Origin of the sequence: Pseudoalteromonas sp. N1230-9, from assembly GCF_032716425.1 — a bacterium.
In the GTDB taxonomy this organism is placed as follows: Bacteria; Pseudomonadota; Gammaproteobacteria; order Enterobacterales; family Alteromonadaceae; genus Pseudoalteromonas.
Genome location: NZ_CP090419.1, coordinates 2,504,594 through 2,521,315 on the forward strand (window position 1 = coordinate 2,504,594; position 16,722 = coordinate 2,521,315).

Consider the following 16,722-nt stretch of genomic DNA (forward strand, 5'->3'; position numbering starts at 1 on the left):
CTTTATTTAGTCACAAGTCAGTTAGGTTTACTATAGTGCAATACTCAACTTTACGGTTTATTTTTGGCGACCAACTTAACGCCAGTCATAGTTGGTTTAAAGAAGACGATCAGCAAGATGTGTTGTATGTATTGGCCGAACTAAAACAAGAAACCGACTATGTAAAACATCACCTACAAAAGATTGCGGCTTTTTTTGCTGCTATGGAAAACTTTGCTTGTGCATTAAAAAAAGCAGGATTTAATGTACTTCATCTTACCCTTGATGAAACCTCTGACAGTTCTTCGCTACCTACCCTGTTGACTAATTTGGCTAAACAATATCATTGCCAAACTATTGAGTATCAATTTCCTGATGAATATCGACTAAAACAGCAACTACTCGATTATACAAAACAAACCTCACTTAAGGTAAATGCGTACGATACAGAACACTTTTTGCTACCGTTTAATGAAATACCTCAATATTTCAAAAAAGATAAACATGTAAAAATGGAGTTTTTCTATCGAGCCATGCGTAAGCGCTTTAACATTTTAATGGATAAGAATAATGAACCGCTTGATGGGCAATGGAATTTTGATCAGCTAAACAGAAATAAGTTAAAACAAAGCGATCTTAAAGATATACCTGAACCTTTGTGCTTTAGCCATGATGTGAGTGATATTCTAAAGCGTATCGAAAAACATAAAATAAATACTTTTGGAGAGTGTAACGAAACCCTAATCTGGCCAACTACGCGCTCGGAAGCAAAACAATTACTCGATTTTTTCTGTAAACACTTACTTGTTCACTTTGGCCAGTTTCAAGACGCCATGACATGTCAATCAGACTATCAATGGTCTTTGTATCACAGCCGTTTATCATTCGCGCTTAATACCAAAATGCTGCACCCGATGCAGGTCATTGAGCAAGTATTAAGTAGCTTTAAAAAACAACACATCGATATTGCACAAGTAGAAGGTTTTATCAGGCAGATTCTTGGTTGGCGTGAATATGTTCGCGGTATTTATTGGCAAAATATGCCTGATTACGCGAGTAAAAATACCTTGAATGCGAAACGTACCCTACCCGACTATTTTTGGCACGGCAAAATGAACATGAATTGTATGCACCATGCCATTACACAAAGTTTGCAAACGGCCTATGCACATCACATTCAACGTTTAATGATCACCGGTAACTTTTGCTTGCTAACTGCGATTGATCCAAATGAGGTCGATGCTTGGTATTTAGGGATTTATATCGATGCTATCGAATGGGTGGAAATGCCGAACACGCGTGGCATGAGTCAGTTCGCAGATGGAGGATTAATCGCCACTAAACCCTATGCTGCCAGTGGTAATTACATCAATAAAATGAGTGATTACTGCAAGCATTGTAGCTACAACGTTAAAGAAAAAGAAACTGATGACGCATGTCCATTTAACAGTTTATATTGGCACTTTATGTTAGAGCACGAACAACAGCTATCGCAAAACCCTCGTATTGGAATGATTTACAACAATTGGTATAAACAAGATGAGTCACTTAAGCAAGCAACGTTAAAACGTGCTAAGTGGTGCTTAGATAATTTAGAAAAACTATAACAAAAAAAGCCGCCTCAAATGAGGCGGCAAAACTAACTAGGGAAACAATACTGGTCGGTATTACTTGTTCTCGAGTAATTTACCATTACCGATTTCGATTTTACGTGGTTTTAAGGCTTCAGGGATTTCACGTTGTAAATCGATACTGAGTAAACCATTTTCAAGGTCTGCACCCAGCACTTTGACGTGGTCACCTAATTGGAATTTACGCTCAAAGTTACGCTCTGCTATGCCTTGATGAATGAATTTACGCTCTGCATTATCTTGTTTATCAGCTTTAGTGCCGCTGACTTTTAGGGTGTTGTTTTCTGACTCAATGGTCAATTCACTGTCACTAAAACCGGCTACAGCCATAGTGATACGATATTTGTCTTTATCGAGTGCTTCGATATTGTACGGAGGAAAACTTGGCTGCTTGTCGGTACGTGCTGCCGCATCCATTAATGATGCTAAATGATCGAAGCCGATGAATGAACGATAAAGTGGTGATAAGTCTACTGTACGCATAATTATATCCTCATATTTAAGCGATATTTTGTTAGTGTTCTTCGTTTGAACAAACGCTAACAAAGTTAAATTAACATTATAAATTTCAATTACTTTAGTTGGTTTAGGACCCATCAGGCGTCCTCACTAAACTATTTATGGGCGGGTAAATTCTTTTCAAGATTTTTTAGTAAAAAAATTAGTGTTTTTTCTAAAAAGTGAAATTTAAAAAGCCTAAAATTGGTCCGAATAGGTTGATTTTAAAAGGCTAAGAACGTACAAGGTGAGAATGAAAAAAAATCCTACTTTTTTAAAAAAATTTATCAGTGTGATGAAAACTGCTGTGTTGATGGCTGTCGTTTTTTATGTTGTGACGACATTTCAGCAACGTAACTTACTCTCAACAGATAAAACACCCGCACCTTATTTTAATTTAGCCACACTCGAAGACCCAACTGAGCGCATCAGTATTGCACAGTTACAAGGTAAACAAACCGTGGTGTACTTTTTTGCCCCTTGGTGCTCAATTTGTCGCTACAGCATGCCAAATTTAGAAACAGCCCATCAACAAGGTAAGCTAAATGCGATAGCGATCGCTCTTGATTATCAAAATATTGATGAAATAAAGCAGTTTACTGACTCATTACAGTTAACCATGCCGGTACTACTGGGCAGTCGAAACACAGGTAAAGATTATAAAGTGTCTGCTTACCCCACCTATTATGTGATTGATGAGCAACTGACCATTACAGGACGTTCTATGGGTTACTCAACCGAACTAGGCTTACGCTTGCGAACACTTGAGTAGTTAAATTATTTATAAAGAGAAAAAACAGAACAGTACAATCGATTTTATGCACTGTTTTTATTCATCTAATTCGTTAAGATGATAACCAGACAAACACATTCACATCGAGGAGAGCGATATGTTAACTGTAATTTTTGGCCGTGAAGGCTGCCCTTTTTGCGTCCGTGCTAAAGACGTTGCTGAGAAACTAGCAAATGAGCGTGACGATTTTAAATACCGTTATATCGACATCATTAAAGAAGGCATCAGTAAAGCTGATTTAGAACAGTCTGCAGGCAAACCTTGCCCAACTGTACCACAGATTTTTATTGACCAAGCCCACATTGGTGGCTTCACTGAATTCGAAGCGTACGCTAAAGAAAATTTAGGGTTATATCAATAAATTGTAAACGTGGTTGATTTTGGTAAATTTAAACTGATTAAATTATGACCAACATCAACCACATACAAATTAGTTGTAATTTATACAAGCAATTGCCTTGTATTTCCTATACAATGCGCGCCTCTTTAAATTCGTTGAGGCGTATTAATGTCAGAACCAGTCACGTTTGAATCTCTAAATCTTTCTCCTGCAATCCTTAAAGCAGTTGAAGAGTTGGGTTACAAGACTCCATCTGAAATCCAAGCTCAATGTATACCGTTATTGCTAGAAAGAAAGGACGTACTGGGACTAGCGCAAACGGGTACAGGTAAAACAGCAGCATTTGCTCTGCCGTTACTAAATAATATTGACCCGTCTGTGAAACAGCCACAGATCCTTGTTTTAACGCCTACGCGTGAACTTGCGATCCAAGTAGCTGAGGCATTCGAACAATATGCTAAGCATACTCGTGGTGTTGAAGTTTTAGCCCTTTATGGTGGCCAAAGCTACAGCATCCAGTTAAGTGCACTTCGTCGTGGCGCGCAAATTATTGTTGCAACGCCAGGTCGCTTAATCGACCATATTAACCGTGGTACAATCAAGTTTGAGAGCTTACAAGCCCTTGTTCTTGATGAAGCAGACGAAATGTTACGCATGGGCTTTATCGATGATGTTGAGAACATCATGGAAAAAACACCGCGTGAAAAGCAAACATGCCTTTTCTCTGCAACCATGCCTAAGCAAATCCAAAATATCAGCAGCAAATATATGAATGAGCCTGAGCAAGTTCATATTTCTGCACGTAACTCGACTGTATCAACGGTTGAGCAAGTATTTTGGAATGCGCACGTACATAAAAACAAAGCTATCGTTCGCTTTTTAGAAGCTGAACAATACGATGGTGCAATTGTTTTCGTACGTACACGTAACGACACTGTACAATTAGCTGAATTACTTGAGCGCGAAGGTTTCTCTGCGGCACCACTTAATGGTGACATGAACCAACAAGCACGTGAACGCACAGTAGACCGCTTGAAAAACGGTCTAGTGGATATTGTTATTGCAACAGACGTTGCAGCACGTGGTCTTGATGTAGACCGTTTAAGCTTAGTAATCAACTATGATATTCCACAAGACTCAGAAGCCTACGTTCACCGTATTGGTCGTACTGGTCGTGCGGGTCGTACAGGTAAAGCAATTCTTTTCGTAAAACATAACGAGCGTTATTTACTTAAAAATATCATTCGCCATACGAAGTCTGAAATTGCACAAGTTGATTTACCAACAGCAAAAGTAGTTGAAGAAAAGCGTATTAAAGCGCTACAAGACAAACTCACTATTGCGCTTGAAAACAAAGACATCACTTTCTTTAATCAAGTTGCCGCTAATATGGCAGAAAAACTTGAGCTAAGCTTTGAAGACTTAGCAGGTGCATTACTTTGTTTAGCACAGCAACAGTCACCAATCAAAGTTGAAGAAGTTAAAGTTCAACCGCGTGGTGAACGTAACGAGCGTCGTCGCAATGAACGTGGTGATCGTCAAGGGCGTGAGCGTAAACCTCGTGAGCCGCGTGAGCGTAATAGCCGTAACATGGGTCCTATGGATACTTACCGTATCGAAGTAGGTCGTGAGCACGGTGTACAAGTTAAGAACATTGTAGGCGCGATTGCTAACGAAGCTGATATTTCAAGTAAATTCATTGGTGATATCCGCTTACACGACAGTCACAGTACTGTTCAATTACCACAGAACATGCCAAAAGATGTGCTTGATCACTTCCAAAAGGTATTTATCTGTAAACGTCCTATGAATATGACGCTAACGCAAGACCAAGGTCCTGCGGCTCCTCGCTCTGAACGCCCAAGCGGTGATCGTGGCGACAAAAAGCGCAGCTTCAAAGACAAAGATCGTGGTGAAAAACGCGGCGGCCCACGTAAAGAGCGCCGTCCAGTGAGCTTCACATCTAACTAATAGAGCAGTAAGCTTTAAGTAAAAACCTTGTCATGAAAGTGACAAGGTTTTTTTGTGCCAACTATAAAATCACATCGCAACAGCTATTTTTATATAATCCTACCAAATAATCTTACAATAGCTACTCTATTACATTATAAATTTCATTTTAACTTTAATAAAAATTAAATCTAAATAAACAAAATATTAACAATATAAACTATTGACTAACAAGGACGTGGAATATAACGTTGTACCGATGTTAAAAAAAAGGAGAAAACATCATGTTAAAAAAAATATTTGTAACTTCAGTTTTTACAGCTCTATTCTCTTCAACCGTAAATGCAGCATACCCAACAACTATTGAGAGAATTTATTATGATTCGGCTAGTAAAAACACAATTGTAGGTTATTGGACTTTAGGCTGCGTAATTAATAATTCAGTTAGAATTGGCCTTAAAACTAACTTCTATGAAGATCTTCTTCCTGCAGCAAAATGTTCATCAGGTCCTGGGGGGTTCAATACTGGAGCTTGTATTATGACAAAGGTCAGTGGCTTAGATATATCATCACCTTCTTATTCTATGGAATTTGACTTCGCTGTTAACGAGTGTACGTCAGAAAGAAATAATAACCTTTAGAGTTAAAGCAAACTTGAAAAGCCCTTACAGAAATAGTAAGGGCACTTTAGCTTTGCTACGATCCCATTGCTGGGTATACATAACTCGACTGTAAGCCAAGTGGGATGCCTAAGCCCCAATACGCCAGTAAGAAGATGCTCCAACCGATTAAGAATGCAATTGAATAAGGCAGCATCATAGCAATGAGTGTACCGATACCAGTATCCTTAACATACTTTTGGCAGTAAACCACCACCAGTGGGAAGTAAGGCATCAGTGGGGTGATGATATTAGAACTTGAGTCACCTACCCTATAAGCCGCTTGTGAAAGATCAGGGGAAATTCCTAACTGCATCAGCATAGGTACAAAGATTGGCCCTAATAACGCCCACTTTGCAGAACTAGAACCTACGAACAAGTTTACAAATGCTGTTAAAAAGATAATACCAATCACGGTGACAGAGCTAGGTAATGCCATCGCTTTAAGTAATTGCGCCCCTTCAATAGCAAGTAATGCACCTAAGTTTGATTTACTAAATGCCGCAATAAATAGCGCACAGAAAAATGCCATAACAATATAGTAAGCCATACCACCCATAGCCTTACTCATCGCATCTATCATATCTTTTGAGCTTTTAAACGTACCAACCACAAAGCCATATACTGCACCTGGGATCCAGAACAATAAGAAGATGAGCGGTACAATAGATTGCATTAAAGGCGAGCGGAAGTTAGTTAATGAACCATCTGGGCTACGTAGAGCAGAATCAGCAGGGGCAGATACAAACCAAAGTAAAGCAAGACCTGCAATCATTACAGAGCTTGCAATATAAAACGCACGTTTTTCATCGCTACGTGCTTCATCAAACGCTGGTAAGTCTTCAGTGTCACCATCAAGTGGGGTATTTTGCAAACGCGGTTCAATGATTTTATCTGTGATGTACCAACCTAGTAAGATAATAAATAAGCTTGAAGCTGAGGTGAAAAACCAGTTATTAAGTGGGTTAATCGCCATATCAGGGTTAATAATTTGCGCCGCACTTTGCGTAAAGCTTTGCAGTAACGGATCAATGCCTGATGGAATAAAGTTCGCACTAAAGCCACCACTTACCCCAGCAAACGCGGCAGCAATACCTGCTAGCGGGTGACGCCCCATCGCATAAAAAATAACCCCAGCGAGCGGAATCACTAACACATAACCGGCATCAGTTGCGGTATGGCTAACAATCGCCACTAAAATAATAGACGGGGTTAAAAGCTGCTTAGGCGTTACTTTTAACATTAATTTAAGGCCGGTATTGATAAAGCCTGAGTGCTCAGCAACACCAACACCTAACATAGCAACCAGCACTACACCTAGCGGCGCAAAGCCAGTGAAGGTTTTCACCATCGAAGATAAGAAGGTGGCAAGGGAGTCACCCGCTAAAAGATTATGTACAACGATAGCTTCACCAGTACGTGGGTCAATAGCGTCAAATGTCATGCCTGAAAACAGCCATGACAATAACCAAATAAGCAGCATAGCCACTAAGAAGATTATGGCTGGATCAGGAAGTTTGTTCCCAACCCTTTCTATTGTATTTAAAAAACGTGCGATTGCACCACTTTGTGCCTGCACATTATTATTGTTATTCATTTTTTTATTCCCTAGAAAAACGTCTTGCTAACCTTATCGTATCTCTACAACAAGGTAAATTTTAAGTTAATAAAATTACCCTTATTAGGTAAACAGATTATATGAAAAAGCGGCAAAAAAGCCGCTCATATTCTTTTGATAGACACTTACTAAGCCAATGACTTTACTTCATCCCAAAGGCGAACCACTAATGCTTTATCGTCTTCATTAAGCTCACCATTGCGATACGCCTTTACGAGGCTTGACTCTACTTGGCTATTTAGTTCTTCAGTCGTCAGATTAAGCTCTTCAACTTGGGCATAACCAACGGCTAAATCAAAATGGCCACGTAAATAACCACCAGCAAATAGCTCATCGTCGGTTGCTTTATCAACCAAATCATCAAAATATTGCTGCGCTGCATCAATATAACTTACTAAACTCATTGTTATTTCTCCTCTGGGTGCAGCCCATCTTGATGACCCACTGCATACATAATATGGTCATTGAACCCTGTGGTTACACGAATATAACCACTTAGTTCATCATCTAATTCACTATCACCTGTATCGGCAATCAGTGGTCGGCCATTTAAGGCCTGTAATTTAGTTTTTGTCGCCACCACAATAATATTGTCGCGACCAATCGCACGAATAAGTGCAGGGCTTAGTTGTTGGTTGCCACGGCCAAAAATATGCCCTTGTCCACCAATTAAGGTGATCACCAACTTGGTTTCTTTACCTTGTGTAAGCTCAAGTAATTGCTGCGCAGTTAAGTCCTTAGCAACAAGTTCTTGATCTGCCACTAAGTCAACACCTAATAAAGTATTTTCAAGACCCATCTCTTCCATTATTGCAGCCACGGTTGAACCACTGCCCATCACATATAAGCAGTCTTCATCCATTTCACTAACAACATAAGCAGCTATATCAGCAAGTACTAATTCATCAGTTTCTTTGCCGCCATTTTTAACCGCTTGTACATAACGCACTTCACTAGGTACTTGCATTTCACCATAGCGCTTAGCTTTTACCGTGCCTTCACGAAATGCGTCTTCATCAATATCCATTACATCAGCATCGCCAAGGCTAACGAGCTCACCTTTTACTAGCATCTCAACAACGCGCCCCGCAGCTTTGGGGGTAATAGCATAAACCCCAGAATGGATTTTACAGCCAGCTGGAATACCTAACACAGGCGTGCTATCGCCAACCGCATGACAAATATTGCGGGCCGTACCATCGCCCCCTGCGAATAAAATAAGGTCGACACCTTGCTCAACTAATAACTTGGCTGCCTGCTCAGTATCATCAGGTGTTGTGATATCTTTTGTTTGATAAACCACTTGAGTGTTAAAGCCTAGCTGACTTGCCGTTTGCTCGCCCATTTCACCGTTTACAGTGTAAATAGTGAGTGCATCTTGATGAGTTAGAAGAACTTCAAGGGCTGCACGGGTGCGTAAATTAGCTTTGGGCTCTGCACCGAGTTGTATCGCTTTTGCTGCCGTATCTGCCCCATCACTGCCCTTCAGTGCCACACTGCCCCCTAAGCCGGCAACAGGGTTAACAATCAAACCCAATTTAAACTGCATTAGATAAAGCTCCTTGGTTGCCATGAAAATCATGCTGCCACGTAAACTGTGCAGCCGTTAATGACCATGGGGTTTTATAAAAATCACTCAATGCTTTGAGTAGCGCTGTCGTGCGTTGATTAAAGCCAGATGCTAAAAAGCTTAACACTTGCTGGTGAACCCGCGCTTGAAAATCAAATCGGCAGGTTTGCTCACCATTTAAATTATCAACAGAGACATTAAAATCAAACCCCGCAGCCACACTTAGCGCCCATTCAATAGCTTGAGGTTTTACTTCAACCGCTTCAAATTCAGCTTGCTGCTGTTTATCACGACCGTCAGGGCAATACCAATAACCATAATCCTCTTTTAATCGTCGAGCTTCACCGGCCACCAGCCAATGGGCTATTTCGTGTAAGGCACTAGCATAAAAACCATGAGCAAACACGATTTGGTGATAAGGTGTTTGCTGATCAGCAGGCAGGTAAATAGGTTCATCTTCGCCCTTTATCAAACGCGTGTTATAGCTTTGATAAAAGGTGTTTTCAAAAATAGCGATTAAATCGGCAATATGGTGCATACAGGCTGAATTCGTCTCGTCAAAAGGGTTAAAATAACGCGCTAAAAACGAGCCGAATTGTACGGACTTTTAGGTTCAAAGTAAAAGCTATAGGTACTTTGTTAGATCGACCTCATCAATTTGTGCAGGGTTCAAGTACCGTTTTGCATAGCTCAAGTAAATTCCGGAGCGTAAAAACAGTGTGAAAACATCACGATCTACATGTTGCTCATCCACCATTTTCGCCAATATATCAATTGCAACACTCAAAGGTTTGGCTTTTTTATAAGGCCGATCTGCGGCTGTAAGCGCTTCAAAAATATCAGCAAGAACCAACACACGCTCTGGAATAGATAAGTTATCAGCAGTTAATTTACGCGGATACCCTGTGCCAATTAATGTCTCATGGTGAGTTGATGCGTAACGAGGTACTCTAGCCAGCTCATCGGGAAACGGTACATTATCAAGCATTCGGATGGTACTTATAATATGTTCATTAATTTTAAAGCGGTCTTCTGTTGTTAGCGTGCCACGTGTAATTTTTAAATTATACAATTCACCTAGGTTGTATTTGTATTCAGGAATCGTCACTTTAATACCTAAGCGCTCATCGTATTCTATTGGCTTATCATGGGGTATTAGGTGCTCTGCTTTATCACTTAATAGTTTCTCTGTTGCAGGGAGTTGTTCATCAGCATTACTATGACGAATCTCCTCCACCGGTGACAACCCTATTTTGTCATCAAAATACCGCTGCCATGTGATATTGCTTAACTTCTCCAACCGCTCAAGGCTCGCTTCATCCATAAACTCACCACCTACATTACAGGATGCTATGAATGAAAAATCTTTTCGTAACTGAGACTGCTTCTCTTTGAGTTGTAACTTTAAACCCCCTTCTTTTTCTGGCGCTTGGCATACAGCTTGTAAATAGTCAATTTCGGCATCTCGCCATAACACTTCAAAACGGGTTCTTATTTCATGAATCCGGTTATAGATAGTTTCTAGCTTTGTTCCTTTATCGACAATATGCTCTGGCGTGGTAATTTTTCCGCAGTCATGAAGCCAAGCTGCTAGACTAAATTCTCTAAACTCATCATCGTTTTTAAATTCAAAGTCTTTAAATGCTTGCTCATTTGAACTTGACGCAGCCTTCGCAAGCATGATTCCAAGCTCAGGAACCCGCTCACAGTGACCGGCGGTATACGGGGACTTATCGTCGATAGCTTGCGCTATTAACTCGATAAATGATTCCATTAACGCTTTTTGATTTTGTTCATGTTGTTGAATTGATTGGCTCATTTCGACCATCGAAGACGCCAAATTATGAATTTCTTTAATGTTACTTTTTAAAGTAGAGACTTGATCAAACTGGCGTTTTTTTATTTTTAAGTTTTCACCTTCTAGTGTTTTAATTGGCCCGACAATCGGTGAAGCAAAAAACCACGAAACAGGTAGCACCATAATTAAACAAGCGGCTGTAATTAAAGTAGAAAGCTTAATTTTCTCATGTGTAGAACTAAGCACTCCCTCCTTAGGTACCGCAATTGCCAAAAAGTCACCATTTTCGTTATTGGCAGATAAAGGGGTTATATAAACATATTTTTCAATGCCATTTAATATCATAAGCCTCAGTTTGGAAAACTGATCACTTTGCTCAAGTAGCGTCAAAAGCTCTGGGTAAGGTACTGTTCCTACAACCTTTGAAGTAACGTGCAACTCATTTGACAACCACTTATTTTGTAAAGCTGTTAAGTACTCAGTAGGTAACCGTTTAATTGCCAAATCGATTAAACCTTTAAGCTCGGCATCTTCAGGGTGAAATAATAGGTGCAATGTATCAGGTAATAAATCATGGCTAAAAGCATCTAACTGGTTGTATTGAATGCCTTTAATAAAAAATTGCTTTTGCGTGTATTTAAACACGGCTTCGTTATCGAGCCCTGCAAAAACCTTCCCTTGGCTAACTGCATCTAATACGGCTTTGGTGCTTGCAAGTTCAATAATTTCAATATCTGGAAAGTGTTTTTTTATGACCTCTATCACCGACCACCCTTCACCTATCGCTAACTTCATACCCGCTAACTGTTTCATAGTTAAAATGGGCAACTCCCCCTCTTTAGTTATGATACTAAATGGCAAGGTTGTTATGGGCTCACTCATCAACCCCAGCGGTTCATTAATTGGTGTTTTGAAGATAGGCTGAATAATATCAATCTCATTATTGGCAAATTGCTGTAAAAATTCTGACCATGCGTAACCATTGATATATGTGACTTTTAAGCCCAGCATCTCGGCAATCCCATTAATATAATCAATGCTATAGCCTTTGGGCGTCCCTCCAACACTAAAATCAAGTGGTGGCCAATTCGTCTCGTTTGATACCGTTAGGTAGGGGTATTTATTCAACACAGCTTGTTGGTATTCGCTTAACGTAAGCTGTGTTAATGTGGGTAACTGAAGGTTATTTTTTTGCTGGTTAGAGGCTATAATTTCCCCTTCTTTATTGTAAATATATAACTCGGTTAAGTACTTGTTGCTAATCTTTTTTTGCTGACGAGCCAAGTATTCCGAAATACTCGACAAACTCACATCAAGTGCTAATACACTTTTTTGATCCGCTGATTTTATAGAATAGGTTTGCCCAGGCGCTTGCAAATGTGTGAAAAAATAAGGCTTCGTTTTACTGACATGGGTTGAATTCGCGTTTTTAAACCAGATCCGTTCACGGGGGTCATAATTAGTTGCTTTACTTTGTGAAATACGCAAATTAAATTGTTCATCAAGGTAATGAGTTTGGTGGATTCGCGCCTCTCCCTCCCCTGCAATGTGTATCACTACCCAACGGTCTGCTTCTATCGCTTGAAGCTGCTGACGAACGATATTGCTACTTTCTAAATTAATAAGCTCATAAAAATCTCCATTCTCATAACCAACATACATGGCATAAAATTGAGGATTTAGCTGCATTATTTCACTCATTACATTTCGTAATTCACTTTTGTCGATTTTATTCGATGTAACAAGGGTGCTATTTTGAATCATTACACTTAACGTGTTTTCGGACTTTTCATTAATCCTTGTGAGATAACCTGCCACTGAGTCTGTGGTTAAATTGAAGTGTTTTACACTCGCCTCTAATGCCATTTTTTCGCTGAAATAGTATTGCAAACTGATTGCAATAATTGCTGTAAGTGAGGTTGCAAGCACAAATACAGCCACAACAGTTAAACGAATAGAGAAACGGATTTTTTCTTTTAATTTATAAAAAGCAGCTACCAGCACCTATGCAACTCCCTGCTATGCTAAATTCGTAATTATTATTAACTTGTATATCTTTTATACACCAATGATTAAGTATTACAAATAGAAAGCTACAAAATTTATGCTCACAGCAAAAAATCAATGCAGCCTTTCAGTAGGGCTATTAATTAGTTCATTTAAATAGCAGGGCAATAACAAAATATAGGTAACTACTTTTCACTTTAATTAAATAAGCTCCTCGCCAGCTTCATCACATTCAACAATATCTGTTTCTGCTAATGCCTTAGCAATCCATGTTTGCAAGATTGGGCACGCAAGTACATGCTGGCAATAAGCTTGTGCTGTACTCGAAAGCTCAATCTGGTACGTTTTAAAGCGCAGTACCACAGGTGCGAACATCGCATCAACAATAGAAAAATCACCAAATAACCATGCATTAGGGTAACTTTGCTGCTGAGCCGAAAATATCTCATCCATGCGCGCAATGTCTTTTTCAGCTTGCTCTGATAACTCAACATGCCTTTTAGCACGAATATTCATAGGCATTTCATTGCGAAGTGCAGCAAAACCAGAGTGCATCTCGGCGGCTAAGCTCCGCGCTTTTGCTCTTTGGGCTATGTCACTAGGCCAACCAGCACCATTTAGATAAGCATCATTGATGTATTCACAAATAGCGAGTGAATCCCACACAATTAAATCACTATCTATAAGGGCAGGCACTTTTTGCACTGGAAACTTACTTTTTAGCACTTCATAAAATTCAAGGGTATCTAAGACTAGTTGCTTCTCTGCAAATGAAACATTGAATTTACTCAGTAAATACCATGCCCGCAATGACCAAGTTGAGTAGTTTTTATTGCCAATAAATAATTGCATTATACGTCCTTTAACGAGTAGATTAAGTTTACTATAAAGTAGCGAGCGGTTAATTACTCGCCAATAGTTTTTATACAACCTATAAGAAAAGCTGATACATAATGGATATTGATGCCCTCAGAACTTTTTGCGCCTTTGTTGATACGGGAAGTTTTACCCGCGCCGCAGCACAAATTTGTAGAACTCAATCTGCGGTAAGCATGCAGATGAAAAAGCTTGAACAAGATTTAGCAAGCCCCCTATTTGAAAAGCAAGGCCGTCAACTGGTGCTAACCCAGCAAGGCCACCAGCTAGCAAGCTATGCAAAGCAATTGATAGCGCTTCATGATGAAGCGTTTAAGCAATTAAAAGCTGGCACCGGCAATTTACGTGTGCGCATTGGCTGCCCTGACGATTATGCCCACTCTTTACTACCAGAGCTGGTTGATGCTCTGCACCAACAATTTAATGCGCTTGATTTACAGATAAGCTGCGCTCCTAGTACTGAGCTTAGAGCCAAGCTCGACCAAGGCATGCTGGATCTAGTAATTGCCACTCGCTCACCTGACAGCGAAGAAGGTTACTTATTACAATCAAACCAAGGCGTATGGGTGAAAAGCTCTGCCCTTGAGATTAACGATTCAAGCCCACTTCCAATCGCCTTGTTTCAACGAGACTGTAAGTTTCACCAAGCCAGTATTGAGGGTCTATTAAAAGCCGAGCGTCGTTTTAATATTGTTGCCTGCTGTGGCTCTGTAGGTGCGTTACATGGCTTGATTGAGCAAGGCCTAGCCATTGGGAGTATGGCGCGAATAAGCATGCAAGCGAGTGTGGAAGAAATCAGCGATGGCTCGCTGCCAACCCTTCCTATGGTTGATATTGTGCTACTGTATGGTAATCACGCCCACAACCCTATTCGCCATGAACAATTAAAGCAGATTGTGGAGTTGATTAGGGAATAAATAAGCATAATAAACTACTGGAGTTTAACCAATTTGCGAGTTCTAATTGGTTCTGTAAGATATAAAAACTCGCTTAAATCATGAGCACTGTTGATCAGCATATGTTGCTTAGGTTGTGCTAATTGCCAACGTTCAGTTTTGGCAGTTGCTAAATCAATACGCTGAAAGCTGACTTTATCAGCATACTCCATGGTAACGGCTAATTGCTGGTTACTCACAGATATACCAATGATGTCATTGTTAGCTGCTTGCCAAACAGTCTCTATATCGCCATGGCTATTAACTCGAAACACTTCGTTACTGTTCGAAAAGTAAATCTGATCTTGCTCATCTAAATCCATACCATAACAACTTAAGCGTTTCCCTGAGCCTGTAAACGGTGTCAAAGTTAGGCTTGTTAAATCAAATTTAGCCGGGTGAAATGTCTGTCCATCCTCTGCGCGATAAGAAACCAGAATTGCGTTTTCATTATGATACATTTCTCTTAAATAAAAAGAGTGATTACCATGAGGAATTGATTCATAAGTGCCACTGCTTAAATCAATTTTAAATAATGTATCTTTACTTGCAGTGTAAACCTGTCGAGCGTCTTGGCTCCAAACAATACCAAATAACTCATGGTTATCAGGGTTAGCAAAAATGCGCGTTTGCTTACCATTATCGTATAAAAATAATTGCTTTAATCCAAAACGATGTGACTCAAATACAAATTGAGTAGAATCTGGCGAAAACACGGGAAGAAAGTCGATTGATGAGGTATCAACGAGTTTGGTCAGAGTGTCTGGTTTAGCGCGTGTTTGGCTGACAATATCCACATCAACATTTACTAACTCCATCAAAATAGCTTCAGCGTTTGATGTGTACTGTGCATCACGAATTATTTGATAATTATTAAATGGAATTAGCTGTAGCTCACCACCAAGGTCTAAGTGAATAAGCTGATTGCGTTGACTAATTAATAACGCTTGATTATTTGGGTGCCAGCTTAAGCCTTGAATACCATCTTCTATGATAGTAATGGTTTGTAATTTTCTATTGGTAAGGTCAAGTACATCAATACGGTATTTGTTTTGCCCTGCTTCCATGCCTAATGCGATTTTAGTACCATCTTTAGATAACGCACTCACAAGTAACCAATCTTGTTGTGCTGCTGTTACTAAGCGTGTCTTTTGTTTAGTGTTTAAATCCAGTGAGACAAGTCGAGTATCGTTGTTTTGTTTCTCTTTTTCTATGTAATAGAGTCGCTTATCAGCCCCCCAATCTATATGATGACTGGTTAATACGCTGTCATTAAAAACACTCACTGTCGTTTGCTCTAATGGCAGAAATCTTGATAAATCTATGCTTAAGGTGTTGAGTGATTGTGTTTGGTCTACGGTTTTTACAAACGCGATCGCATTATCGGAGGTAGACCACCCCAAAGCATAGTAGCTTGCGGCATCTTCAGTCAGCCTCACCTCTCGCTCTGTTAAGAGCTCTTTAATCCAAATATGTTGGCTCTCTTTATCGCCTCGCACAAAAGCGAGGTACTTACCACTATGTGAAAGTGATAAGTTAGCTTCGTTTAGTTCACTCGAAGTGAGTGGCATTAACTGGTTAAAGTGAGTATTTACTTTCTGTTGAGGTGTTAGCTGCCAAGCAATAACAACAAAACTAATTAGCAGAACAACTAACAACGGCAAAAATTGCACTTTTAGTGTTTTTGCTTGCCCCTCAGTTACTTTTTCAAGGCTATAACCGCGCTTAGGGTGTGTAATTATAAACTGTGGATTTTTGGCATCTTCTTGGAGTGCTTTTCGTAGCAATGCGATACAACGCTGTACCGAACTCGGGTTGTAGGTAGCATTAGGCCATACTTTTGCAAAGATTACTTCTTGGCTTACCACTTCCCCCTTATTTAAATAAAGAGTATGTAATACATCCATGACCTTTGGCTCGACTATTTGCTCATAATCTTGCGATGAAATTAAACATCGACTCTCATCAATTGCAAATTTGCCGATTCGATAACGCGCCACTTACTTCTCCAATAAATATTTACGAATCAAAGATTAAGGTTTTCTTAAGAGAAACTCAAGGGTTACTC

14 protein-coding genes are annotated in these 16,722 nt (G+C 39.8%); 6 read left to right on the top strand and 8 right to left on the bottom strand.

Annotated elements, in window-relative coordinates:
• The first annotated feature begins 32 nt into the window (after positions 1-32).
• The gene (locus LY624_RS11670; RefSeq protein WP_341804406.1) at positions 33-1,586 is read left to right on the top strand and encodes a cryptochrome/photolyase family protein; all 1,554 of its coding nucleotides are present in this window, start codon (positions 33-35) and stop codon (positions 1,584-1,586) included.
• A 60-nt stretch (positions 1,587-1,646) separates the two neighbouring features.
• On the opposite strand, the gene LY624_RS11675 is transcribed toward LY624_RS11670, so the two are convergent.
• Positions 1,647-2,093 carry an Hsp20 family protein gene (locus LY624_RS11675; RefSeq protein ID WP_063706740.1) on the bottom strand — a complete coding sequence of 149 codons (447 nt, stop codon included), beginning with the start codon at positions 2,091-2,093 and terminating at the stop codon, positions 1,647-1,649.
• 268 nt (positions 2,094-2,361) lie between these two features.
• On the opposite strand from LY624_RS11675, the gene LY624_RS11680 reads away from it, so the two are divergent.
• From LY624_RS11680 to LY624_RS11695, 4 genes are all read left to right on the top strand, one after another.
• Complete coding sequence (locus LY624_RS11680) at positions 2,362-2,880, top strand: TlpA family protein disulfide reductase (RefSeq protein ID WP_341803041.1); 519 nt, start codon at positions 2,362-2,364, stop codon at positions 2,878-2,880.
• Between the two features lie 118 nt (positions 2,881-2,998).
• Positions 2,999-3,262: a GrxA family glutaredoxin gene (locus tag LY624_RS11685; protein WP_062569816.1), complete on the top strand. Its 264-nt coding sequence runs from the start codon at positions 2,999-3,001 to the stop codon at positions 3,260-3,262.
• A gap of 147 nt (positions 3,263-3,409) precedes the next feature.
• Positions 3,410-5,212 carry a DEAD/DEAH box helicase gene (locus LY624_RS11690; RefSeq protein WP_130150546.1) on the top strand — a complete coding sequence of 601 codons (1,803 nt, stop codon included), beginning with the start codon at positions 3,410-3,412 and terminating at the stop codon, positions 5,210-5,212.
• Positions 5,213-5,475: 263 nt separating this feature from the next.
• Positions 5,476-5,832 carry a hypothetical protein gene (locus tag LY624_RS11695; protein ID WP_341803042.1) on the top strand — a complete coding sequence of 119 codons (357 nt, stop codon included), beginning with the start codon at positions 5,476-5,478 and terminating at the stop codon, positions 5,830-5,832.
• 55 nt (positions 5,833-5,887) lie between these two features.
• Here the strand turns inward: LY624_RS11695 and LY624_RS11700 are convergent, their stop codons facing one another.
• The 6 genes from LY624_RS11700 to LY624_RS11725 all read right to left on the bottom strand — a co-directional run bounded on the left by LY624_RS11700 (position 5,888) and on the right by LY624_RS11725 (position 13,695).
• Positions 5,888-7,447, bottom strand: coding sequence for an AbgT family transporter (locus tag LY624_RS11700; protein ID WP_130150544.1), 1,560 nt, complete (start codon positions 7,445-7,447; stop codon positions 5,888-5,890).
• Positions 7,448-7,596: 149 nt separating this feature from the next.
• Entirely contained in the window at positions 7,597-7,872 is a 276-nt protein-coding gene (locus tag LY624_RS11705) for a YfcL family protein (RefSeq protein ID WP_062569812.1), read from the bottom strand.
• 2 nt (positions 7,873-7,874) lie between these two features.
• Positions 7,875-9,017 (bottom strand): ATP-NAD kinase family protein, encoded by a 1,143-nt coding sequence (locus LY624_RS11710; protein ID WP_341803043.1) that lies wholly within the window; start codon positions 9,015-9,017, stop codon positions 7,875-7,877.
• The gene (locus LY624_RS11715; protein ID WP_341803044.1) at positions 9,007-9,576 is read right to left on the bottom strand and encodes an elongation factor P hydroxylase; all 570 of its coding nucleotides are present in this window, start codon (positions 9,574-9,576) and stop codon (positions 9,007-9,009) included. The genes LY624_RS11710 and LY624_RS11715 overlap by 11 nt, the downstream gene beginning before the upstream one ends.
• A gap of 87 nt (positions 9,577-9,663) precedes the next feature.
• Complete coding sequence (locus LY624_RS11720) at positions 9,664-12,840, bottom strand: HD domain-containing phosphohydrolase (protein ID WP_341803045.1); 3,177 nt, start codon at positions 12,838-12,840, stop codon at positions 9,664-9,666.
• 204 nt (positions 12,841-13,044) lie between these two features.
• Positions 13,045-13,695 (bottom strand): glutathione S-transferase family protein, encoded by a 651-nt coding sequence (locus tag LY624_RS11725; protein ID WP_341803046.1) that lies wholly within the window; start codon positions 13,693-13,695, stop codon positions 13,045-13,047.
• A gap of 101 nt (positions 13,696-13,796) precedes the next feature.
• Here LY624_RS11725 and LY624_RS11730 point away from each other — a divergent pair, with 101 nt between their 5' ends.
• On the top strand, positions 13,797-14,636 hold the full coding sequence (locus tag LY624_RS11730) for a LysR family transcriptional regulator (protein WP_341803047.1): 840 nt from the start codon (positions 13,797-13,799) through the stop codon (positions 14,634-14,636).
• A gap of 14 nt (positions 14,637-14,650) precedes the next feature.
• Here the strand turns inward: LY624_RS11730 and LY624_RS11735 are convergent, their stop codons facing one another.
• Positions 14,651-16,654, bottom strand: coding sequence for a winged helix-turn-helix domain-containing protein (locus LY624_RS11735; protein WP_341803048.1), 2,004 nt, complete (start codon positions 16,652-16,654; stop codon positions 14,651-14,653).
• Positions 16,655-16,722: the final 68 nt, after the last annotated feature.

Bases quoted from the DNA above. Each gene is read 5' to 3' on its own strand.
- LY624_RS11685 (WP_062569816.1), top strand. From the start codon at position 2,999: ATGTTAACTGTAATTTTTGGCCGTGAAGGCTGCCCTTTTTGCGTCCGT.
- LY624_RS11710 (WP_341803043.1), bottom strand. From the start codon at position 9,017: ATGCAGTTTAAATTGGGTTTGATTGTTAACCCTGTTGCCGGCTTAGGG.
- LY624_RS11705 (WP_062569812.1), bottom strand. From the start codon at position 7,872: ATGAGTTTAGTAAGTTATATTGATGCAGCGCAGCAATATTTTGATGAT.
- LY624_RS11680 (WP_341803041.1), top strand. From the start codon at position 2,362: ATGAAAAAAAATCCTACTTTTTTAAAAAAATTTATCAGTGTGATGAAA.
- LY624_RS11700 (WP_130150544.1), bottom strand. From the start codon at position 7,447: ATGAATAACAATAATAATGTGCAGGCACAAAGTGGTGCAATCGCACGT.
- LY624_RS11715 (WP_341803044.1), bottom strand. From the start codon at position 9,576: ATGCACCATATTGCCGATTTAATCGCTATTTTTGAAAACACCTTTTAT.
- LY624_RS11725 (WP_341803046.1), bottom strand. From the start codon at position 13,695: ATGCAATTATTTATTGGCAATAAAAACTACTCAACTTGGTCATTGCGG.
- LY624_RS11690 (WP_130150546.1), top strand. From the start codon at position 3,410: ATGTCAGAACCAGTCACGTTTGAATCTCTAAATCTTTCTCCTGCAATC.
- LY624_RS11730 (WP_341803047.1), top strand. From the start codon at position 13,797: ATGGATATTGATGCCCTCAGAACTTTTTGCGCCTTTGTTGATACGGGA.
- LY624_RS11675 (WP_063706740.1), bottom strand. From the start codon at position 2,093: ATGCGTACAGTAGACTTATCACCACTTTATCGTTCATTCATCGGCTTC.
- LY624_RS11695 (WP_341803042.1), top strand. From the start codon at position 5,476: ATGTTAAAAAAAATATTTGTAACTTCAGTTTTTACAGCTCTATTCTCT.